18 protein-coding genes, 1 tRNA gene and 1 other RNA gene are annotated in these 21698 nt (G+C 70.1%); 11 read left to right on the top strand and 9 right to left on the bottom strand.

Features of this window, described 5'->3' with window-relative positions:
• Positions 1 to 275 precede the first annotated feature (275 nt).
• From AC0IY0_RS00110 to AC0IY0_RS00100, 3 genes are all read right to left on the bottom strand, one after another.
• On the bottom strand, positions 276 to 767 hold the full coding sequence (locus tag AC0IY0_RS00110; protein ID WP_147939379.1) for a dihydrofolate reductase: 492 nt from the start codon (positions 765 to 767) through the stop codon (positions 276 to 278).
• Entirely contained in the window at positions 764 to 1558 is a 795-nt protein-coding gene (locus AC0IY0_RS00105) for a thymidylate synthase (RefSeq protein WP_461231845.1), read from the bottom strand. The genes AC0IY0_RS00110 and AC0IY0_RS00105 overlap by 4 nt, the downstream gene beginning before the upstream one ends.
• 92 nt (positions 1559 to 1650) lie before the next feature.
• Complete coding sequence (locus AC0IY0_RS00100) at positions 1651 to 2496, bottom strand: CPBP family intramembrane glutamic endopeptidase (protein ID WP_187278422.1); 846 nt, start codon at positions 2494 to 2496, stop codon at positions 1651 to 1653.
• Between AC0IY0_RS00100 and ssrA the strand changes: the two genes are divergently transcribed.
• From ssrA to AC0IY0_RS00085, 3 genes are all read left to right on the top strand, one after another.
• Positions 2488 to 2869: a transfer-messenger RNA gene (gene ssrA / locus AC0IY0_RS00095) on the top strand. The genes AC0IY0_RS00100 and ssrA overlap by 9 nt on opposite strands.
• A gap of 66 nt (positions 2870 to 2935) precedes the next feature.
• Positions 2936 to 3550: an SspB family protein gene (locus tag AC0IY0_RS00090; RefSeq protein ID WP_147907472.1), complete on the top strand. Its 615-nt coding sequence runs from the start codon at positions 2936 to 2938 to the stop codon at positions 3548 to 3550.
• Between the two features lie 37 nt (positions 3551 to 3587).
• Entirely contained in the window at positions 3588 to 3773 is a 186-nt protein-coding gene (locus AC0IY0_RS00085) for a hypothetical protein (protein WP_471762749.1), read from the top strand.
• Positions 3774 to 4347: 574 nt separating this feature from the next.
• Here AC0IY0_RS00085 and AC0IY0_RS00080 read toward each other — a convergent pair.
• Positions 4348 to 5754, bottom strand: coding sequence for a cytochrome P450 (locus AC0IY0_RS00080; protein WP_471762748.1), 1407 nt, complete (start codon positions 5752 to 5754; stop codon positions 4348 to 4350).
• A gap of 121 nt (positions 5755 to 5875) precedes the next feature.
• Between AC0IY0_RS00080 and fumC the strand changes: the two genes are divergently transcribed.
• The 4 genes from fumC to AC0IY0_RS00060 all read left to right on the top strand — a co-directional run bounded on the left by fumC (position 5876) and on the right by AC0IY0_RS00060 (position 8558).
• A complete protein-coding gene (fumC, locus tag AC0IY0_RS00075) occupies positions 5876 to 7291 on the top strand; it encodes a class II fumarate hydratase (protein ID WP_471762747.1) in 1416 nt (471 codons plus the stop codon).
• A gap of 108 nt (positions 7292 to 7399) precedes the next feature.
• The gene (locus AC0IY0_RS00070) at positions 7400 to 7603 is read left to right on the top strand and encodes a DUF4169 family protein (RefSeq protein WP_471762745.1); all 204 of its coding nucleotides are present in this window, start codon (positions 7400 to 7402) and stop codon (positions 7601 to 7603) included.
• A gap of 25 nt (positions 7604 to 7628) precedes the next feature.
• Positions 7629 to 7859 (top strand): ribbon-helix-helix domain-containing protein, encoded by a 231-nt coding sequence (locus AC0IY0_RS00065; protein WP_471762743.1) that lies wholly within the window; start codon positions 7629 to 7631, stop codon positions 7857 to 7859.
• A gap of 81 nt (positions 7860 to 7940) precedes the next feature.
• On the top strand, positions 7941 to 8558 hold the full coding sequence (locus AC0IY0_RS00060; protein WP_471762742.1) for a ParB-like protein: 618 nt from the start codon (positions 7941 to 7943) through the stop codon (positions 8556 to 8558).
• 146 nt (positions 8559 to 8704) lie between these two features.
• On the opposite strand, the gene queE is transcribed toward AC0IY0_RS00060, so the two are convergent.
• Positions 8705 to 9337, bottom strand: coding sequence for a 7-carboxy-7-deazaguanine synthase (gene queE, locus AC0IY0_RS00055; protein WP_471762741.1), 633 nt, complete (start codon positions 9335 to 9337; stop codon positions 8705 to 8707).
• Positions 9338 to 9591: 254 nt separating this feature from the next.
• Here queE and AC0IY0_RS00050 point away from each other — a divergent pair, with 254 nt between their 5' ends.
• The 4 genes from AC0IY0_RS00050 to AC0IY0_RS00035 all read left to right on the top strand — a co-directional run bounded on the left by AC0IY0_RS00050 (position 9592) and on the right by AC0IY0_RS00035 (position 13643).
• Positions 9592 to 11109, top strand: a complete 1518-nt coding sequence (locus AC0IY0_RS00050; protein WP_147907481.1) for a D-alanyl-D-alanine carboxypeptidase family protein — start codon at positions 9592 to 9594, stop codon at positions 11107 to 11109.
• Between the two features lie 64 nt (positions 11110 to 11173).
• Positions 11174 to 12262, top strand: a complete 1089-nt coding sequence (locus AC0IY0_RS00045) for a CobW family GTP-binding protein (RefSeq protein ID WP_471762739.1) — start codon at positions 11174 to 11176, stop codon at positions 12260 to 12262.
• A gap of 103 nt (positions 12263 to 12365) precedes the next feature.
• The gene (locus AC0IY0_RS00040; RefSeq protein ID WP_471762738.1) at positions 12366 to 12878 is read left to right on the top strand and encodes a hypothetical protein; all 513 of its coding nucleotides are present in this window, start codon (positions 12366 to 12368) and stop codon (positions 12876 to 12878) included.
• Positions 12879 to 12935: 57 nt separating this feature from the next.
• Positions 12936 to 13643 carry an endonuclease III domain-containing protein gene (locus AC0IY0_RS00035; protein ID WP_471762737.1) on the top strand — a complete coding sequence of 236 codons (708 nt, stop codon included), beginning with the start codon at positions 12936 to 12938 and terminating at the stop codon, positions 13641 to 13643.
• Positions 13644 to 13652: 9 nt separating this feature from the next.
• Here the strand turns inward: AC0IY0_RS00035 and AC0IY0_RS00030 are convergent, their stop codons facing one another.
• The 4 genes from AC0IY0_RS00030 to AC0IY0_RS00015 all read right to left on the bottom strand — a co-directional run bounded on the left by AC0IY0_RS00030 (position 13653) and on the right by AC0IY0_RS00015 (position 21634).
• On the bottom strand, positions 13653 to 13970 hold the full coding sequence (locus tag AC0IY0_RS00030; protein ID WP_471762736.1) for an HPr family phosphocarrier protein: 318 nt from the start codon (positions 13968 to 13970) through the stop codon (positions 13653 to 13655).
• Between the two features lie 429 nt (positions 13971 to 14399).
• On the bottom strand, positions 14400 to 18686 hold the full coding sequence (locus AC0IY0_RS00025) for a translocation/assembly module TamB domain-containing protein (RefSeq protein ID WP_471763012.1): 4287 nt from the start codon (positions 18684 to 18686) through the stop codon (positions 14400 to 14402).
• 168 nt (positions 18687 to 18854) lie between these two features.
• Positions 18855 to 20798, bottom strand: coding sequence for an autotransporter assembly complex protein TamA (locus AC0IY0_RS00020; RefSeq protein ID WP_471763011.1), 1944 nt, complete (start codon positions 20796 to 20798; stop codon positions 18855 to 18857).
• A 759-nt stretch (positions 20799 to 21557) separates the two neighbouring features.
• Positions 21558 to 21634: transfer RNA gene (locus AC0IY0_RS00015), tRNA-Met, on the bottom strand.
• Between the last annotated feature and the right edge of the window lie 64 nt (positions 21635 to 21698).

The raw sequence follows: 21698 nt of genomic DNA, 5'->3' as shown, positions 1-21698 counted from the left end.
GCCTGCCCGCACCCGGTCCGCACACTGAGCATGCTCCCCGGACCGCGTCTCCCTGCCTGAACGGCCACGCTCGCCCACCTCATCCCGCCCACCGGCCCGTTCGTGGGACGGGTAGGTCGGTTTGTTGGCTAAACGCCTGCGCGGGCGGCTCTTCTCACGAGGCCCGGAGCCCCATGAGATCGCACGCCCGACAGGCACCTGCGGGTGTGCGCCCCATGCTGTCAAGGCTGGCAGGTGGGCACGCACAGGCCGGAACACAACCGCGGCGGCGCGCCTCAGCGGATACGCGCCCAATCGACGTACGCGAAGGCGTGCTCGTCGCGCGGGCCGGCCAGGTGCGCCTCGCGAAACGTCTCGCGGAACGCGGTGCGATCGAAGGCGGGGAAGCGCACGTCGCCCTCCGGCTCGGCCTCGACCTCCGTCAGGTGGAGCGTGTCGGCGTGGGGCAGGGCCAGAGCGTAGATCTCCGCCCCGCCCACGACCATGAGCTCCGGCGCAGCCGCGGCCTCCGCGGCGGCATCCCAATCGTGGACCACCTCGGCGCCCTCGGCGCGGAAGCTGCGATCCCTGGTGAGCACCAGGGTGCGGCGGCCCGGAAGCGGACGGCCGATCGAGGCCCAGGTCCGTCGGCCCATCAGCATCGGCTTGCCCATGGTCAGGGCCTTGAACCGCTTCAGGTCGCTGGACAGCTGCCAGGCGAGTCCGTTGTCGCGGCCGATCACGCCGTTGCGGGCGATCGCGGCGACCAGCGAGATGGTCGTGCTCATACCGCCACCGGGGCCGAGATGGCCGGGTGCGGGTCGTAGTTCTCGATGGTGATGTCTTCGTACCGGAAGGCGAACAGGTCGCGGACCTCCGGGTTGAGCCGCACCTGCGGCAGTGGGCGCGGTGCCCGGTCCAGCAGGATCCGGGTCTGCTCCATGTGGTTCCGGTAGAGATGCGCGTCGCCGAAGGTGTGGACGAAGTCGCCGACCCCGAGCCCGGTTACCTGGGCGATCATGTGGGTCAGGAGCGCGTAGCTCGCGATGTTGAACGGCACGCCCAGGAAGGCGTCGGCCGAGCGCTGGTAGAGCTGGCAGGATAGTCGCCCATCGCTCACGTAGAACTGGAACAGGCAGTGGCAGGGGGCCAAGGCCATCCGGTCGAGGTCGGCAGGGTTCCAAGCCGAGACGATCAGGCGGCGGGAATCGGGATTGCGCCGGATCTCCTCAAGCACCCAGGCGATCTGGTCGACGCTGCCGCCGTCGGGCTTGGCCCAGGAGCGCCATTGCCGGCCGTAGACCGGGCCGAGGTCGCCGTGCTCGTCGGCCCACTCGTCCCATATGGTCACACCGTTGGCCCGCAGGGCGGCCACGTTGGTGTCGCCGGTCAGAAACCAGAGCAACTCGTGGATGATCGAGCGCAGGTGCAGCCGCTTCGTGGTGACCAGCGGGAAGCCTGCGGACAGATCGAAGCGCATCTGGTGGCCGAACACCGAGATCGTCCCGGTGCCGGTGCGGTCGTCCTTGGCCACGCCCTCGTCGAGGATGCGCCGCAACAGGTTGTGATAGGCGTCCATCCCGTATTCCTGCGCGTGTGCGGCGCCGCCGGCAAGCGCGCGGCCCGCCTATCCACCGTCATCGCCGGACCCGGTCCGCCCTTGTCACGCGCTCAGGTCGGCCAAAGCACGTAGGTCACCAAAGCGAGGTTCGACCAGCCGTGGAGCGCGATGCCCGGCCAGAGCCGGCCGGTGCGCCAGCGCAGCCAGCCGAGCACCAGCGCGAGCGGCAGCAGCGAGACCGGCCGGGCGAGCCCCCAGGACGAGACATGGGCCGCCGCGAAGATCACGGCCGTGATCAGCACCGCCCCCAAAGGCCCCAGGGCGTCCCGGGCGCGGGCGAAGGCCTCCCCGCGCAGCAGCAGCTCCTCGGCAACGGGCGCCAGCACCGCGAGATAGAGCAACCAGGCCGCGACCGCGCTCTGGCTCATGAACGGCGACAGTCGCACCCGCTGGCCGAAGCTCGCGCCGAATAATTCGGCGGTGCCTGTGACCCAGGCGATGTGCAGCACCGGCCAGACCAGGAGGAGCGCCAGCAGCGCGACCGGCCGCATCCCGTTCGGGCGCTCGCGGTCGAGGGCGAGGCGTCGGCGCCAGCCGGCGGGGTCGCGCCACCAGGCGCCGCCTAGAACCAGGGCGGCGAGGTAGATTTGGCGCAGGGCATCGACCGCGAACGCGCGGTGGGCGAGTTCCACGGCGCCAAGGAACGGTCGGCGCTCGGTCGGCAGGAACGGATCGATCCCCGCCCACAGGTCGAACCCGACCCGGACGGTCACCAGGGAGAGCAGGCTCGCGGCGCCGAGATAGACGATCACGAGGCCGACCAGCAGTGCGAGCCGCCAGATCACCCCCCAGATCCGGTCGAGCATGGGCGCGGGACGGCTCAACTGCGCACTTCCGGCAACAGCCTGGTCAAGAGGTTCGCCCTGAGACAGTGGCGCGACACGATCGGGCTTCAAAACCGGACCGATCCCCTCTATATCTTGGGAGCCGGTCGCGAGGCCGGCTATGGCGATAAACGATCTTCGCAATAAACCGATCGGACCCGGGGGCGGTACCCGGCGCCTCCACCTGAGCCCAGGACCGATGGCCGCAAGGCCGACGGAGTTGGACTGGTCTCAGGCGGGGGCGAAGCAGGTTCGACGAAGGCGTAAAGGTTGATCTTTCGTTCGGTATGGTTCCGCCGTTATCGGGCCTTTGCAAGAGTCGCCAACGACACTTTTGCTTCGGTGGCGGTGGCCGCGTAAGCGGTTTCCAAGATCGGTCTCAAGTCCTCGCGGTTCGCATCGTGGAGGCGGGGCATGAAGGCGCCCGGCACCAGAAGCCGTCACTCATTTCCTCGGTCCGGCCATCCGCGGCGGGGCGCCGGGCGCAGACCGGGCTAGAGCGCGACCGCAGATGGCAGACGACCTGATTCGCTACGATCTCCTGGTGCAGGACGCCCTCCGCGGCGTCGTCCGCAAGGTGCTGACCGATGCCGCCCGGGACGGGCTGATGGGCGACCATCACTTCTACGTCTCGTTCCGGACTGAGGCGCCCGGCGTGCGGATGTCGCAGGCCCTGCGCGAGAAATACCCGCAGGACATGACCATCGTCCTGCAGCACCAATTCTGGGACCTCAGCGTCCATGAGCACACGTTCGAGGTCGGCCTGTCCTTCTCGGGCGTGCCGGAGCGGCTGCTGGTGCCGTTCGACGCCTTGTCGGGCTTCTTCGACCCCTCCGTGCAGTTCGGCCTGAAGTTCGATCTCAGCGAGGCCGGCGAGGCGCCCGAAGAGGCCAACGCCACCCAGGCCAAGACCGGCCCGCGCGGGGCCGGCTCCGAGCCGACCGAGGTCCGGCCCAAGGGGTCCGGGCTCGCCACGATCGGTTCGGCCGCCCCGAAGGGCCTGCCGGCCCCCGCCGCGCAAGGCGACAAGCCCGACGAGAAGGCCCCCCGCCCCGCCGCCAAGAAGGACGGTGAAGAGGGCAGCGCCGAGGTCGTGAGCCTGGACGCGTTCCGGAAGAAGAGCTGAACTCACCGGGCCGAGTCGACGGCTCGGGGATTCGCCGGTGGACGAGACCTTTGCGGAGCCCCTCTTGTCGGCGGCCGAGCGCAAGCATCGTGCGAAACGCTTCGATGAGGGCGTGAAGCTCGTCGCGACCGTCTTCGACGCTACGGCGCTCCTCACGCTCGGAACGACGTTCATCAGTCCGCTGGTTCAGCATCCCGCAGATGTCTTCGTCAATAGCGGCTAAGCTTTCCTGTTCGCGTCTCCCATCCGACATTTGATCTGGCGGATCGCGATCCGGTTATTCGTGCGCCCAGACGCGTAGCGGGATGCCCCAGAGCTACGCCTTTCAAATCCTAACGATCGCCGTCGCCATGTCGGCGCTTGGTCTGGGGGGCTCTTCGTGGCTGCGCGCATCTATGATTGCAACACACGCCGGCTTGAGGCACGCTGGGGCGATTGAAGCATACGCCCAAAAATCAGTCCGATATGGCGAAGCACTCGGGCCAGTCCGTCTCCTTACGAGGCAGTCATCACAGGCCGAGCAGTTTGACGAAAGCGGCACCGGCCCGAAGAACGCGGCCATGCCGGCGAAGCCGATCGAAAGCGGGGTAAGCATGCGACCCCGACCGACCTTCAGGGTCTCGGCCTGAAGTTTCGACTGCTCCGCTACGAACTTCTCCGTCTTGGTGTTGGACCGCAGGACGCGGGCGACCTGCCCGGCGTAGTCCAGCGTAGCGAGCGCTGCGGTGTTGGACATCGGGAGGGCTCGCTCCGGCCGACCCAGAAGGTGCGAATTACCGGGTACCCCGGCAACCCATTCAACGCCGCAGCTCGGCCTCCATCCGCAGGCCGTGCTCAGGCCGCAGCGTCACACGGTGAAGTGGGCTGACCGGCGGGTGGTCCGCCGGCAGGTGGAAGCGCACAGCCCGGACCACGTGGGCCAGCACGATCACGGCTTCCTGGATGGAGAAGCTCTGGCCGATGCAGACCCGCGGGCCGGCCCCGAAGGGCAAGTAGGCGAAGCGCGGGATCGCGTCGCGGTTCTCGGGTAGGAAGCGCTCCGGGATGAACGCCTCCGGATTCTGCCACAGCGTCTGATGGCGGTGGAGTACCCAGGGCGCCACCATCACGAGCGAGCCGCGCGGAATCTTGATCCGGCCGAGCCGGTCGTCCCGGGTTGCCTGCCGGCTGAGGAACGGCACCGGCGGGAACAGGCGCATCGCCTCTTCGATCACCGCCCGCGTGTAGGGCAGCTGCTCCACGGCGAAATCGTCCGCGCCCGCCGCGTCGACCTCGGCCTCCACCCGAGCCTGCGCGGCGGGATCCTGCGACAGGCAGTAGAGTGCCCAGGTCAGCGAATTGGCCGTGGTCTCGTGGCCGGCCGCGATGAAGGTGACGATGTTGGCCTTCACGGCGAGGTCCGAAAGGCCGTTGCCGGTCTCGGGATCCTGCGCGGCGAGCAGGAGGGTAAGCAGGTCGCGGGGGGCCTCGTCCTTCCCCATCAGCACCTTGCGCCGGGCGATGAGTTCGTCGACCACCTCGGCGAAGAAGCGCCCGGCCGGCCGTGCCCGCAGGCGGCCGATGCGCGGCACGAAGTCGGGCACGCCGAACACGTCGAGCGGATCGATCGGCCCGACCGCCTCGAGGAACCGGGTGATGGCGCGCCCCAGCGCGTCCGGATCGCCCGGCAGGCCTTGCGTGAAGATCGTCCGCTCCAGCACGTCGAGGGTGACGCGGGTCATCTCCAGCGCCACGTCGACGGGCTTGCCGCCCCGGCGGGCGAGGCGGCGCCCCAGTTTGGCCCCGGCCGCGTTCATCGCGTCGGAAAAGCCCTGCACCGTGCGGGCGTTGAAGATTGGGGCAAGCGTCCGGCGCTGGAGCCGCCACTCGTCGCCCTCGGCGCTCAGAAGCCCGTTGCCCAGGCCCGGCGCCAGCACCCGGCGCTGCAGATCGTCCTTGCGGTAACCCTCGACATTCTCGACCAGCAGGTAGCGAATCAAAGCCGGGTCGCTCACCACGGTGATCCGGCCCATGGCGCCATCGGCGGCCACGATCGGCTCCTTGAAGTGCACCTCCATCCAAGTCGTGATCGGGTTCTTGCGGGCGGCCCGGAGGAAGTCGAACAGGCCCAGCGGCTCGCGCAGCGGGCGCGGCACGGGCGGGCGGAACCGGGCGGACGCGCCCTCGGCCAGATCGCGGTCGGTTCGGTCGATCGTCGCGCTCATCGGCTCCTTATCCGGCGGGAACAGAGCCCCACTCTTGTCCGGCGCCGGGGAAAACCGGCATCGCGATTCATCCGCGCCTCATTTAAGTAGGCACCGCACTGCACCAAACGTAGAGGCCACGATGTCGCCCACCGAGACCGGAACCGCCACCCGCACCGAGTCCGACACCTTCGGGCCGATCGAGGTCCCGGCCCACCGGTACTGGGGCGCGCAGACGCAGCGCTCGATCCAGAACTTCAAGATCGGGACCGAGCGCATGCCGGCCCCGCTGGTCCACGCCCTGGGCCTTGTGAAGCAGGCCGCCGCGCTGGTGAACAAGGACCTCGGCGCCCTGGAGCCGAAGCTCGCCGACGCCATCGCGGCGGCCGCCGCCGAGGTGGTGGCCGGCCAATACGACGCGGAATTCCCGCTCGTGGTCTGGCAGACCGGCTCGGGCACCCAGTCCAACATGAACGCCAACGAGGTCATCGCAAGCCTCGCCAACGAGGCCCTGGGGGGCCAGCGCGGCGGCAAGACGCCGATCCACCCGAACGATCATGTCAACCGCGGCCAATCCTCGAACGACACCTTCCCGACCGCCATGCACATCGCCGTGGCCCGGGAGATCAGTGGCCGGCTGATGCCGGCGCTCACGCACCTGCACACGGCGCTCGACGCCAAGGCGCAGGCGTTCGCATCGATCGTGAAGATCGGCCGGACCCACCTGCAGGACGCGACCCCGGTTTCCCTCGGCCAGGAATTCTCGGGCTACGCAGCCCAGGTGGCGCTCGGTGGCTCGCGCGTCGCCGCGACGTTGCCCGGCGTGCTGGCGCTCGCCCAGGGCGGCACCGCGGTCGGAACCGGCCTCAACGCGCATCCCGACTTCGCGGAGAAATTCGCCGCTCAGGTCGCGGCGCTGACCGGCTTGGAATTCACCAGCGCCGACAACAAGTTCGAGGCGCTCGCGACCCACGACGCGCTGGTGTTCACGCAGGGCGCGCTGGCGGCGCTGGCTGCCGGCTTGTTCAAGATCGCCCAGGACATCCGCCTGCTCGGCTCCGGCCCGCGCTCCGGCCTCGGCGAGCTGTCGCTGCCCGAGAACGAGCCCGGCTCCTCGATCATGCCCGGCAAGGTCAACCCCACGCAGTGCGAGGCGCTGACCATGGTCTGCTGCCAGGTCGTCGGCAACGCCACCACGGTGAGCTTCGCCGGCTCGCAGGGCAATTTCGAGCTGAACGTGTTCAAGCCGGTGATCGCCAACGCGGTGCTGCAATCGATCCGGTTGCTGGCCGACGCCGCGGTGAGCTTCACCGACAATTGCGTGGTCGGCATCAAGGCCAACGAGGACAAGATCGCCGACCTGATGAGCCGCTCGCTCATGCTGGTGACCGCCCTCGCCCCGTCGATCGGCTACGACAAGGCCGCCGAGATCGCCAAGACCGCGCACAAGAACGGCACCACCCTCAAGGAGGAGGCGTTGCGTCTCGGCTACGTCACCGAGGCGGAGTTCGAGCGCGTCGTTCGGCCGGAGACGATGCTGGCCCCCAGCGCCGATTGAGTCGCTGACACATCCCGGACCCCACAAGGTCCGGGACCTCGTGGGGTCCGGGACGGAGCCCCGGTGACTTGGGGGCCCTGCCCCCGACCAAGAACTGGGAGGCGGTCCGTGGCCGAGATCATCAACCTGCGCCAGGTCCGCAGAGCCAAGGCCCGCGCGGCTGAGGATGCCAAGGCCGAGGAGAACCGGATCGCCTTCGGGCGGCCGAAGAAGGCCAAGACCCTGCAGCAGCGGCGCAAGGCCCTCGAGACCGACCGCCACGAGGGCCACCGGCTCGAGCGCGCGGAGCCGGATCCGGACGCGACCGCATGACTGCCTCGTTCGTGACCGACCCGGCGTGAGCGCCGGCATCAGCAAGCGCTCCGTGGTGATAGCCGGGCACCGCACCAGCGTATCCCTGGAGGATCCGTTCTGGGCGGCGTTGCGGGAGGTTGCGGAGGCGCGCGGCCAGTCGGTCCAGGCGCTCGTCGGGACGATCGATGCCGGGCGCGGCGGCCAGAACCTGTCCTCGGCGATCAGGGTGTTCGTGCTGGACGCTGTGCACGCCGGACCGCTCGGCAAATCGTGAGCGTGATCCGGCCGCGTCGCACTTCCGCTGCACGACCGTCTGTGTGATCTGCGCGACAGAACAACGCAGAAAGCCCAGGTCATGCCCGTCCGCGAGCCGCTTCTGAAGCCGATTTCGATCGCCGATTTGCGCCCGACGCAGATGACGGTGGGCTACCGGGAGGTCGAGGAGAAGCGGCGGCGCTGGCGCAGCTACGACGGCGACAAGAAGAAGGCGTTCCTCGGGGCGCACATGATCCCGACTGTGCTCGGCCCGAAGAAGCGCCACTACGTGGTGGACCACCACCATCTCTCCCGGGCCCTGCAGGAAGAGGGCGTCGAGAGCGTGCTAGTCACGGTGCTGGCCGACCTGCACCACCTGGAGAAGGATGCGTTCTGGACGGTCTGCGACCACAAATCCTGGGTCTACCCCTACGACGCCGCGGGTGTCCGCCAGGATTTCAAGGCCATCCCGAAGGCGATCGGGGACCTCGTCGACGATCCGTTCCGCAGCCTCGCAGGCGAGCTGCGCCGGGCGGGCGGCTTCGCCAAGGACACGACGCCGTTCAGTGAGTTCCTGTGGGCGGACTTTTTACGCCGCAACATCAAGGAGAAGCGCATCGAGGCCGACTTCTCCGAGGCGCTGGAGAAGGCGATGGCGCTGGCCAAGTCCAAGGACGCCGGCTACCTGCCCGGCTGGTGCGGCCCCTCGGAGGGGTGATGCGTTGAGCGCAGCCCGGATCGCGCCGCATGGGGCGTCGGCCACAGCGCCACTCCTCTTGGTATCGGCTCGGAAAGGGAGATCATGGCCCTGTTCAGCCAAGGCAGGCCCGACGGTCGGCGTGGCGAACGGCGCGTCCGGCCTCCCTACGGTATCCCGATGATTTTGTGCGTCTGCAAGGACAGGCGCCAGCGGGCGTCCTGACGGCAATACGCGATGGCGGCCTGGGTGCTGGCGCGCTGCTCCGGGCCGTCCATCGGCTGCAGGAAGCGGTGCCGGAAGGCGAGGCCGACGAAATCCGCCGGGTCGGCGTCGGCCTGGGGATAGACGAGCTTCAATTCGTGCCCGGTCTTCTGCGCCAGGGGATTGGCGCCCTTGGGGCTGACGCAGATCCAGTCGATGCCCGGGGGGGCGGGCAGCGTGCCGTTGGTCTCGATGGCGATCTCGAAGCCTTCGGCGTGCACGGCCTCGATCAGGGGCGTGTCGAGCTGGAGCAGCGGCTCGCCGCCGGTAAACACGACGTAGCGGCTCTCCGGCCCCCCGGACCAGGTCCGCGCGATGGCGCCGGCCAGCGCCGCCGCGTCGGCGAAGCGTCCGCCGCCCTCCCCGTCCAACCCGACGAAGTCGGTGTCGCAGAACCGGCAGGCCGCGGCTGCGCGATCCGCCTCCCGACCCGACCACAGATTGCAGCCGGCGAATCGGCAGAACACCGCGGCGCGTCCCGCCTGGGCGCCCTCCCCCTGCAGGGTGTGGAAGATTTCCTTGACCGCGTAAGCCACCGCTGTTCCCGAACTCTTCTCGCCTCACCGCCATCCCGCACATAAGCGGCGGACGGCCCGCGGACCACTAACCGCCGGGCCAGGCAGACCCGCGGTCGCGTCTCGCCTTGCTCTTGCCACGGTAGCGACGTTCATGCCGTGATGCAGCACGACGATCGCCTCCAGCGGTCCGGGCCGCGAGAATCCCGGCCTGCCGGCCGGACGTCCGGTGCCTCGGCGCCGACCCTGGCGATCCTCTGACGAGTCGGGCTCGAATGTCCTCTTCTCTCCTCCGGCGCGTAACCGTCGGACTCGCGGCGTTGACGGGTCTTCTCGGCACGAGCCTGATCGGGATCCAGGCCGCCAATGCGGTCACTGCCCCGATCCTTGTGGTCGATGTCGATTCCGGCAAAGTGATCTACGCCCAGGCGCCGACCGATCCCTGGTACCCGGCCTCGATCACCAAGCTGATGACCACCTACGTCGCCCTGGATCTGGTGCGGCAGGGCAAGGTCTCACTCGACTCGATGGTCACGATCTCGGCGGCGGCGGCCTCCGAGCCGCCCTCCAAGATGGGCTTCAAGCCGGGCACGCAGCTGACCCTCGACAACGCCCTCAAGATCATCATGGTCAAGTCGGCCAACGACGTGGCCTACGCCATCGGCGAGACGCTCGGCGGCTCGGTCGAAGGCTTCGCCGACCAGATGAACGAGACCGCGCAGCGGATCGGCATGCGCGACAGCCGCTGGACCAATCCCAACGGCCTGCCCGACCCGCGCCAGTGGACCTCGGCCCGCGACATGGCGGTGTTGGCCCGGGCGCTGATCCGCGACTTCCCGGATTCCCACGACTTGTTCTCGATCTCGGCGATCCAGTTCGGCCGCGCCGTCATGGCGAACCACAACGGCTTGCTCGGCCGCTATCCCGGCGCCGACGGCATGAAGACCGGCTTCATCTGCTCGGGCGGCTTCAACGTGGTGGCGACCGCCTCGCGCAACGGCCGCCGGGTCATCACCATCGTGATGGGCCAGCCGAGCCCCCGCGAGCGCGACGTGAAGGCTGCCGACCTGTTCGACTACGCCTTCACCCAGAGCGCCGGCTGGACCAGCCCGACCCTCGATGCCTTGCCGGCCTCCGCGCTCGGCGCGCCGCCGGACATCCGCCCCTACGTCTGCGGCGGCAAGAAGCCCCCCGCGATCGACGACGGCGCCGGCGCGGTCAGCGCTCCGGGCTCGGCGGCGCAGCTCATCGGCGGTTCCGCAGCCAATTCCCCCGCCCTCGCCATGGCGGCCTTCTCCAGCCCGGCCTTGCGCGCCCGGACGCTGCCGCCGCGGGCACCGCTCCAGCCGATCGCGGTCTGGGTCGGCCGCAACCCGGCGGAGGGCCAGCAGATCCTGGAGGCCCAGGAGAACGCCCAGAAATCCGCAGCCGCCAACACGCGCGCCGCCAAGCTGGAAGCCGCCAAGGCCAAGCGCGAGGCCGCGCTGCAGGCCGCCAAGCAGGCCCGCGAGACCCGGCTGGAGCAGGCCAAGGCGGCGAGCGCCGCTAAGGCCGCGGCCAAGCCAGCCTCGAAGGTCGCCGCGAAGCCGGCCCACGGCCTGCCGCGCAACGCCAGCGCCTACACGTCCGTCGAGACACCGGGCATGCCGGAGGCCAAGCCCGGCAAGGGCCTCTCGAAGCCCGCCGCCAAGTCCCCCGCCAAGCCCGCAGCCCAGCGGTCGTCGGCCAAGCCCGAGGCCCGGAAGGCCGAGGTGAAGAAGCCTCAGGGCAAGAAGGCCGCCGCCGAGGAGTAGCGGCAGCCCGGCATCGCACGCCGACGCGTTGCCTCCGGACCCTAAAAACCCCATCTCGGCGGCCATGTCATCGACCGCCTCGCCCGTCTCGGATCCGCGCCGCCCGGAGCCCATCCCACTCACCGTGCTCACCGGCTTCCTGGGAGCCGGCAAGACCACGCTGCTGAACCGGCTGCTGCGCGATCCGGCACTCGCCGACACGGTGGTGATCGTCAACGAGTTCGGCGAGATCGGGCTCGACCATCTGCTGATCGAGTCCATCGACGAGGACATGGTCCTGCTCGGCGCCGGCTGCCTGTGCTGCACGGTGCGGGGCGACCTGATCGCCACCCTCGAGGACCTGCTGCGCAAGCGCGACAACGGGCGGATCACACCGTTTCGCCGGGTTGTAATCGAGACCACCGGCCTCGCCGATCCTGCGCCGATCCTGCACGCGCTGATCTATCACCCATACCTGGTGCTGCGGTACCGCCTGCAGGCGGTGGTGACGGTGGTGGATGCGGCGACCGGTGCCGCCTCCCTCGACGCCCACCCGGAGGCCGTGCGCCAGGCCGCGGTGGCCGACCGCATCGTCCTGACCAAGGCGGATATCGCCGGCGACACCGCGTCGATCCGGGCGCGGCTCGCGGCCCTGAACCCGGCGGCCCCGATCCTGCCCCCGGACGCGCCGGCCGAGGACTTGCTGGGCGGGCTGTTCGGCCTCGACGGCAAGGGCGCGGACGTGCGCGCCTGGCTCGGCGACGCGGCCCTTGAGCTCCCGCACCAGGCCGACGTGAACCGCCACGATGCGGCGATCCAGGCCGTGTGCCTGACCAGCGCCGCGCCGGTGCCGCGCCCGGCCTTCGAGATGTTTATGGACCTGCTGCGCTCCGGCCACGGCCCGAAGCTGCTCCGGCTTAAGGGCATCGTGGCGCTGGCCGACGACCCGGAGCACCCGATCGTGGTGCACGGGGTCCAGCACGTGTTCCACGCCCCCCTGACCCTGCCGGCCTGGCCCGACCCCGACCATACTTCACGGCTCGTGCTGATCCTGCGCGACCTCGACCCGGCCTTCGTCCAGCGGCTTTGGGACGCGTTCCTGGGCCGGCCGCGGGTGGACGCGCCCGACGCCGCCGCGCTCACCGACAACCCGCTGGCGATCCCGGGGGGCTGATCCGCCGGGCGGCACCGTCCTTGAAGCCATCGACCCGAACGGCGCCTTCGGGGCGCCCCCGCGTCCCGAAACGGGACGGTTGGTCGAAGGATCGGAACAGGCGATGGCGCAACGCTTCACCGTGATACAGGGCGGCCTCACCGGGACGGCGGAGCGGGAGCCCGCTTCGGAGCGGCCGCATCCCGGCCTCGCCCTGGCCTGGAGCCGGGACGCGCAGGCTGGCCCCCTCGCGCCGCACGATGCCGCAGAGGTGGTGGATCGTGCGATCCGCACCCGCTTGGCAACTCTCGGCCGTCCGGTCCGCGGTGGCGGCCTCGTCGCGGCGCCGGTTCGGCCTGCGGAACGTGCGCGCCTTACGCGGACGATCCCGGCCGACCGCCTCCTCGGCGTACGGCCCGCTGGCTGGGCGCCCCAGGCCGTTTCCGTACCGGTCTTCGACGATCGCGCTCCGGCCGCCACCGCACCATCCGAGCCCGCGCGGATCGGGTTGGCCGGCCGCCTCACCGCCCGGAGCGGGGTGCTGCGGCTTGCACTGCTGCGCCGTGTCGATGCGATCGCGGTCGGCATGCTCAACTTCGGCGCCGGCCCGGTGGCCTGGCGCCGGGCGCGGGGCTGAGCGGGGCCGTCAATCCGCCGCGTGTCGGTCCGGCCATCGCGACCCTAGCTGGTTCCCATGGCGCGCGACACACTCCACGGCCTCCGGCCCAAACCCCGCCGGACCAAGGGCCCCGCGGCGCCCGCATCCCCCGGAACACCTGAGCGGGTCGAGGCCGTGATGGCGCGCTTCGCCGCGGCCGATCCGGACCCGAAGGCGGGGTTCGACGACACCGATCCGTTCCGGCTTCTGGTCACCGTGCTGCTCTCGGCCCAATCCACCGGCCCAACGGTCGCGCGCATCGCCGACGCGCTGTTCGCCCTGGCCAAGGATCCGGCGGAGATGCGGGCACTGGGCGAGGGGGAGATCACCGACATCATCCGGCCGGTCGGGCTCGGGCCGTCTAAGGCGCGCAACATCGTCAAGCTGTCGGCGACCCTGATCGAGACCTACGGCGGCACGGTTCCGCGCAGCGCGGCCGAGATGCGCCGCTTGCCCGGCATCGGCCGCAAGAGCGCCGAGGTGACGGCGAATTTCGCGTTCCACGAACCGGTGGTCGCGGTAGACACCCATGTGTTCCGGGTCTCGAACCGGATCCCGCTGTCCCCTGGCGGCACGGTGGACGCGGTGGCCGACGGCCTCGCCCTTGCGGTGCCGGAGCGGTTCAAGGACGGCGCCCATGTCTGGCTGTTCCGGCACGGGCGCGACACCTGCACGGCCCGCAAGCCCGCCTGCCCGCGCTGCCCGGTCTCGGACCTGTGCACGTGGCCCGGCCGGGAGACCTGAGCGGGCCTCCTACTCGTCCTCGCCAAACCGGTTGGCCAGCAGGGCCTCGATGGCGTCGAGGCAGGTCTGCGCATCCGGGCCGACCGCCGTAACGGCGATGCGGGTGCCCATGGCGGCGCCCAGCGTCAGCAGGCCCATGATCGACCGCCCGCCAACGGTCTCGCCCGCCCGGGTGACGGTCACCACAGCGTCGAAGCGCTCCACGGTCTGCACGAACTTCGCCGAGGCGCGGGCGTGGAGGCCGCGTCGGTTGATGATCGGCAGCATCCGCAGGAAGCCGCCCTCCGGGACCTCCGGATCGTCATCCGCCTCGAAAAGCTCGTCCATCGCCCTTCGCGTTTCCCACCCGAACCGCGGCTGACCGCGCGGCTTACTTCGACACCTAAGCAGACTTGTCGCGCCCGGCCAACAAATCTTCGCCCGAGGTGTTTGAAGGGGTGTGGGTTTTGAAGGTGAGGGCACACCGTGATGTAGTGGACGGTGATCCGGTCATTGATCGATCGGTCACGCAGGAGAAGCGAACCCGGAGGTCCGCACCCCCCTCCGCCTTTGCGGACTCCGATGTTCCCATATCGGCTTTCAGAGGATGCGACGTGCCGCCTCTTCCGCACTGGAGAACGGAGCCTCGCTTGGTCCTGCGCACGTATCGCCCAGCTCGATCCGTGGATCCGTCAGCCCGCAAACGGGTGAGGCATTGCGCCCATCATCGACGGCACGCCAGTCGCTTCAAGCGGAGGAGCAAGGAACGCCCCGCTCCTACCACTCGTATTCCGCACCGACACCCAGACTGGTGCGCCCATCGCTCCCCGCCTCGCCCTTCAGCTTGATCCGGCGCGTCACGTCGAAATCGACGCCAACTGCGGTGTCGGCGGGCTTGGCGCCCGCCTTCACACCGACGGAGACGCGGTCCGAAATGTAGCGCGAGGCGCCGAGCGCCGGGCCGCCGCTGGCGCCCGTGGAAACGTCGAGGCTGTCGAGTCCGAGGCTCTTACGGGCCTGCTCGAACACGTCCGGCCCGGCCGCGCCGCCCGAGAGCTGCGCCACGGCCTGCGCGAGCTGGAGTGCCTGGAACGGCGACAGGCCGCCCGCGGCCTTCTTGAACAGCAGGCGCGACAGGATCTCGTCCTGGGGCAGGACCGGATCGGAGGTCAGGCTGAATTGCGGCGCGTCCGCGTAGCCGCTCACCGCAACCCGGGCGGTGACGTCGCCGGCCTTGGTCTCGGCGGCGAAATCGAGTTCCGGCGTGGTCAGGCTGCCCGCGAAGGTCAGGTTGCCGCGGCTGAAATCAAGACGCTGCCCCACCAGTTGGAACACCCCGCGGCGCATGCCGAAGCCACCGACTGCGTTCGGCGCGCGCGACGTGCCGGTGACCCGGAGCGATCCGCCGAGCTCTGCATCGATGCCGCGCCCGCGCACGAAGATCCGGCTCGGCGCCTCGATGCGCACGTCGAGGGTGGCATCGAACGGCACGGCGGGTTTCTTCTGCCGTTTGCCGGGTGTGACGGCCGCCTTGCGGTCGGCCCGCAGCGCCAGCCGCGCCCGGACGTCGGGCGGCGTGTTGACGTGGCGCACGCCCGGCAGGGGCTTCACCGTTGAGGGCAGCCGATCGGGCACGGCCACGTCGATCGACACGATGTCGATCCGGCCGGCGATCCGCGGCGTCCGGGCCAGCGGGCCGGCCAGGGTGAGATCGACGCTCGACACCGCATTCATCAGCGGGCTGGAGACCAGCTCCGCCTTGTCGGCGGTGATATGGAACTGGCCGGGGAAATCCGGCTCTAGGGCGACCCGCCCTGTGACCGAGAGGCGGCCGCCGTTCCGGGCGGACGCCGTCAGGCTCTCGACCACGAGGCTGTCGCCGCGGCCGGTCACGCGCCCGTCGATCGCGGTCAGCCGGATGCCGTTGACCGGGTCGGTGAAACTGCCGCCGCTCAGCACCGCCGAACCCTGGGCCTTGGGCGCCGCCAGGGTGCCGGTGACGCCGCCATCGATGGCGACCCGCCCTGTGACGCTCTGCCCGCCGGTGCTCAGCAGCGTGTTGGCAAGGGACGCGTCCAGGGTGCCGCGGGCGCGCAGGTTCAGCGGGCCTCCGGTCTCCACGGGCAGCGAGCCCGCCACCGTCAGGGCGACGCCGCGCCCGGCCGTGATCCGGCCGTCGAGGCTGGCCTGCCCGTCCGACAGGGCACCCTTGGCGCTGGCATCGACCGGCGGCAGGCCGGCCTGCCGGGACTGGGGTGCCACAAGCTTGGAGACGGTGAGCGCGTAATGACCCTCCGGGCTCGCCGCGGGGCCGCGGAGGTCCGCATCGCCGTCCACCGTGCCGGAGAGGGCGAGGTCGGGCGCGGCGATCCGGGCCAACGACAGGGGCAGCGCGCGGATCGCCACCTTCAGGTCGAGATCCCGCCCGGCCCGGCCCGAGACCGTGACCCGGCCCGTGCCCGCCGCGATCGACAACCCGTCGATCACCGCGCCGCCGTCGCGCAAGGTCACGGAGGCCGGCCCGGTCAGGGCGAAGCGGTCGCCGCCGCGGGCAGCCGAGAGGCGCTGAATCTCGATGCGGATGTCGTCGTCCGGCACGACCCGGACTGCGCCGTCGAGGTTGAAGCCACGCGCCTTGGCGGTGAGCGTCACGTCGCTGCCCGTCGGGCTGCCGATCGCGGCGAGCCGGACCGTATCGATCTGTTGGCTGGCGGCGAGGAGCCGGTCGGCGTCCAGGCGTCCGTCGAGGACGGGATGGGCGCGCAGGTCGCGGCCCCTCAGGTCGGCGTCGAGGCGATTGAGGCCATAGGCGCCGTAGCGCAGCGCGGCACCGGTCGCCCGGATCGCGGCATCTTGGCGGCCGCCGTCCCGGGAGAGGGTGACCGTGGCATCGAGCTGGCCGGCCACGGGCTCCGGGGCGAGCGGGGAGATGTCGGCGAGATTGGCCGCCTTCACGGATAGCGTACCGGCCGACAGCCAGGTCTCGGCCGCCACGATGGTGTTGCCCGAGACGGCCACCGAGCCGAGGTTGAGGTCAAGCCGGTCGAGCACCCAGTCGGGCCCCGTCCTCGCCACGTGGGCGCCGCCGCGCAGCGCCTTGCCGGCGACGTCGCCGGACAGCGTCAGCGTACCGTCCGGCGCCAGCAGGGCGTCGGAGAGGATGGCTTCGGCCCGCAGGTCGCGGATCGGCTTGCCGTCCGCGGTCGCGGCCGGCGCCGTGACGTTCGCGGCGAGTTGGGGATGCTCGAGGGAGCCGGTCATGCGCGCGTCGATACCGGCGCGCCCGGTCAGGCGTCCGTCTAGGTCGGCGAGGCTCTTGAGGTCGATCCGCCCGGTGACATCCGCGCTGGCCGAGGTCGCCTCGCCCTGCAGGGTCGCGGTCACGCCCGAGCCCTCCAGGCGCAGATGATCGAATCCGTAGCCGTCATAGGATTGCGACACCCGCCCTTGCAGCGTCGGCGCGCGGCCGAGCGCGCGGTCGGCCGCCGCGATGCCGGTGGCAAGGCCGGCGCTGGTGACGGTCAGGTCTGCCGCCAGCGCCTTCCGGGCCGGGTCGCCGCTGAGGCGCGCCTTGGCATCGACGCTCCCGGCGAGCCCGCGCCCGGCGAGGCCGGAGAACATCGCCAGGTCCGGCAGCGCGGCGTCGAGGGTGCCGGTCAGCGTGTTCTGTCCGACCCGTCCGGCGTAGTTCGCCTTGGCGGTGTCGGATTCGATCCGGAGGCTCGACACGTCGATCACCCCGTCCGGCCCGGAGGCCGCCCGCAGGGTCAGTTGCGCGCGGCTGCCGAGAGCGCGACGCAGGGCCGGGTCCGCCAACCGCAGGCCGTCGATCTTGCCGTCCGCCGTGATGGAAAAATGCTGGGCGGACGGGTCGCCCTGGGGATCGATCCCGAGGCGCGCCTCGATCCGGTCGAGCGCGGAATCCCGGCTGCGGAGGCCGGCCGCCTCGAGGGTACCCCGCACAGTCGGCGCGGCGAGTGGCCCCTTCACGCTGCCGTCGAACACCAACGCGCCGATCTCGGCCTCGCCGGCCTTGGTGACCGCGCCCTCGGTGGGCAGGGCGCGGGCCTGGAGCGTCAGGTCGGCGATCCGGTCTTTGGTCAGGCTGCCGCTGGCAGCCAGCCGCGCGGTCCGCGAGGTCAGCTCCAGCCGGTCGATCCGGAAGGCGCCGCTATCCGCGAAGGCGAAGCCGCCGTCGAGCTTGGTCGTGCCAGCGAAGACCGATGCGGCTGGACCGGGCACGAGGCCCTCGATGCGCGCGGCGAGATCCAGGGCGAGCCGCCGCTCGGCGCCGATTCGGGAGATCTTGGCGCCGCCCTTCGCGCCGATATCCGGGCCGGCGGTGAAATCGAGATGGGCGTTCCAGGCATCCAGCGTGCCGGTGCCCGCGAGGTCGAAGTCGATCGGAGGCGTGCCGGGAACGTTGGCCGCCTTGGATAACAGTCCGCCGGCCGGCTCGACCAGGTTGGCCTTCAGCTCCAAACGGTCGCCCTGCGGCACGTAGACGAGGGACAGCAGGAAGCGTCCGGCCGCGTCGAGACGCTGGGCCCGGGCCTGCAGGTCGAGCCCTTCGCTGGCCGCGCCGAGCCGCGCCTTGCCCTCCGCCGAGAGCCGGGCCGGCTGACCGGCCACGGGCTCGCCCAGCACCAGCTCGGCCAGCTTGAAGCCCTTGATCTCGACCTTCACGGGCAGGTCCGGCAGCAGCTTCCCGTCCGGCTTGGCCTCCGGCGGGGTCGGGCCGGGGATCGGCCGGCGCAGCACGTCGATCCGCCCGATCTCCAGGCTGTCCACCTCGAGTCGGCCCGACAGCAGCGCGAGGCGCCGCCAGACGATCCGGGCCCGGTCGAGCTTCAACCACACGCCGTCGCGGTCGCTCACCGCCACGTCGCGGATTGTGGCGTCCGAGGACAGCGCACCGTCCACCGCCCCGATCGCCACGCGCGAGGACGGTGTCGAGAGCGCCCGGGAGAGCAACCCGCCGAGCACGGTCTTCTCGCCGTCGTCCGCGCGGGTCGGTGTAATGATCGTCAGCGAGAGGGTGGCGAGGAGGAGAAGGCAGGTCAGCGCGAGCGCGATAGCTTTTTCAATGCCGAGGGGCGCAACGCACGAGACCCGGTTCGGAACGGCTGCGAAGCTTCCCCTTTCCGGCACGGCAGAGGGGACCCGCGCCACGCCCGGTGATGTGTTGGGCCAGATGGCGATCTTGCTCAGTCTCCCGAAAAAACCAGCCATTCAGAACGCCTGCCCCAGGCTGAGATACAGAACGGCCGGGCGGACATGGCCGCCCATGTAGGGATCGAGCGGGAAGGCGAGATCGGCGCGGATCGGGCCGATGCCGGTGTAGTAGCGCAGCCCGATGCCCACCGATTTCCGGATCTTCTCATCGAAATCCGGCACGGCCGAGGCGAAGGCGGTGCCTGCATCGAAGAACGGCACCACTCCGATCGTGTCGGTGATCTTGATCCGCGCCTCGAGCGACGCCTCCAGCAGGCTGCGGCCGCCGATCGGCAGGTTGAACGGACCGATCGGTCCGAGCGTCCGGTACGGATAGCCCCGCACCGAACCGCCGCCGCCCGCGAAGAACCGGAAATTGTCCGGGATGTCCCCGAGCGGCGCACCCGAAACCGAGCCGAAGCCGATCCGCCCGGCGAGGATGTAGCGGGATTCGTCGTCCAACGAATAGTAGGTCGAGCCCTGCGCCTTCGCGACGACGATCCCGGGCGAGGAGATCGCCCCGGGATAGGCGGCCAGCGACGCGATCGCCCGGAACCCCTTGGTCGGATCGAGCAGGCTGTCGGTGGAATCGTAGGTCACCGAGGCCGGTACGCCGATCAGCCGGTAATTGACCGTGCCGAGCGCGTCCTTCGAGCGACCGGCCTGCGCGTCCAGCCCGATCTGCGCCGAGAAGGTATCCGAGAACCGGTGCCGGATCGCGGCCGAGACCCCGCCGCCATCCACCAGGTAGCTTTGCTGCACCTCGCGCGTGATGAAAGCGTTGGCCAGGAAGTCGTTGCGCGTGCCGCCGAGGGCAGGCTGAACGTAGGTCGCCGACAGGCGCCCGCCCAATCCGTTGGTGCCGATCCCGGCGATCTTGCGCTGGGTCGCGAACGGGTCGTTGCCCAACCCGAGATAGTAGATGTCGGCATCGAGCCGGAACGTCTCACCGCCGCCGAACAGGTTGCGGTTGGCGTAGTAGGCGCGCACGCCGGGGCCATCGACGGTGGAATACCGTGCGGAAATGCCGACGAGATTGCGCTCGCGCTCGCTCAATTCTGCGAAGAGCGGCAGGTTTCCGTCGGCGTCGAGCGCCGTACCTTCGCGGATCCGCGCCGCGCCGATCGCCTCGACGCGCGTCAGCGACCGGCGGATCGCGGCCACGGCCTGGGGCGAATACGGGTCCCCAGGCTCCGCATAGATGAAGGATCGGATCGTCGCCGGGTCGATCCCAGGCGCCCCATTGACCGTCACCGGCCCCAGCCCGGCGACGGGACCGGGCTCCATCGTGAAGGTCACATCCATGACGTGGGCGGTGTCGTCCACCACCGGATCGCGCGCCACCACCTTCGCGAAGGGGTGTCCTTGCGCCCGGAACTGGTCGACGATCCGGGCCTCGCGGGCCAGCACCGTCGCCGACCGAGCCGGAACATCGTCGTCGACCCGGGTGATCCGCGGCGGCAGCACATCCTCCGGGAACAGTCGGCCCGCACGATCCCGCACCGTGATCCGGCGCAACGTGTAGCGTGGCCCGAGATCGATCGTGATCCGCACCGGCACGAGGCCGCGGTTGCGCCAACGTTCGGCGGCTCCGACGGCGGCCGCAGCTCCAGCCTGCCCCGCCACCGGAACCGAATCGATCCGGATTGCCGCCGCGCCTTGATAATAGCCGTAGCCGGAGAGCACGTCGGCGAGCTTGGGCAGGTCCACCTCGGCCCGGCGCAGCAGCCCCTCCCCGTCCGGCGGCGGGTCCTGCCGCAGCCGATACAGGGTCGAGATGTCCTGAAGTGCCTGAAGGACGTCGGAATCGTCCGTCCCCGTGATGCGGACCGCATAGGGCAGCGCCGTCGCACTCGGCGCCGGCGGCTCGGGCTCCGAGCCGAACAGACCGAAGAGGTCGAAGGCGTGCGCCGGCTCGGCAAGCCCCGCGCCGAGCGGCACGGCCATCGCCGCGGCAAGCATCAACCGCGGCAGCGCATTGCGCGCACCGGTGGAGCTCAATTGACTCAGGCGAGCGGACAGGCGCAAAGCGCGCTCTTCAGCCCCGATGACGGTTGGCCGTGCCGCTCGCTGTAAAGTCCATTGAACTCCCCCCTACACGCCATGCAGCGTACCCCAATCCTCCTTAACGGTCCTGCGACCCGAGGCCAATGACAGCTCAGCGATCGACCGGGGATGAAGTTTGTCGCATCATGGCATAGGCGCCGCGGCAGGATTTAAGGTCGCTGGTTACGTAGGCGGGCAATGTAGGCCAACCTGCATCGCGGCCGATCCTGCGGCATTGCCCCGAGCAATCCCGATGACCGTCATTTGCACGCACAACAGCGGTCGCCGGGGACCGGGGCCTGTGAGTGCGTGATTTTCTAGAACATGGAACGAGGGAGCCTGCAGCTCCCTGACCGTCAATCCCGGAGCCACGTTGTCGCGGATGAGCCCGGACGGCAGTCAGGCGAGGCCGGCATCGATACGCCCGACCGGGCACCCTCGATCGCCTGGTTGGCGCACAGGTCTAAACGATCAGGATCGTATCGGCCTGATTCAGGGATCGCCCGGACGCCGCCTACCCTCCCCTTCCCCGGAAAGGCGCGCGAAGTCGAGCACTGGAAACTCTGGCGACGATCGGAAATGGGTTAGGGATTTAATGGGGAGACACGAAACAGCCGGTCCGCGTGAGCGGACCGGCTGTTTGGCTGGATCGTGGTGATCGTGTCTGTGTGTGTTTGGTTGCGGGGACAGGATTTGAACCTGTGACCTTCAGGTTATGAGCCTGACGAGCTACCGGGCTGCTCCACCCCGCGCCAAGTGTGTGCGGCTGATCCGGTCTGGCTGGCGCCGCTGGGCGCGCTCCGGGGCCGTCGTGGT

This window comes from Methylobacterium sp. AC315 (genome assembly GCF_979253755.1).
Note: the sequence above shows the minus strand (reverse complement) of the source record. Positions and strands in the feature narration are given on the sequence as shown.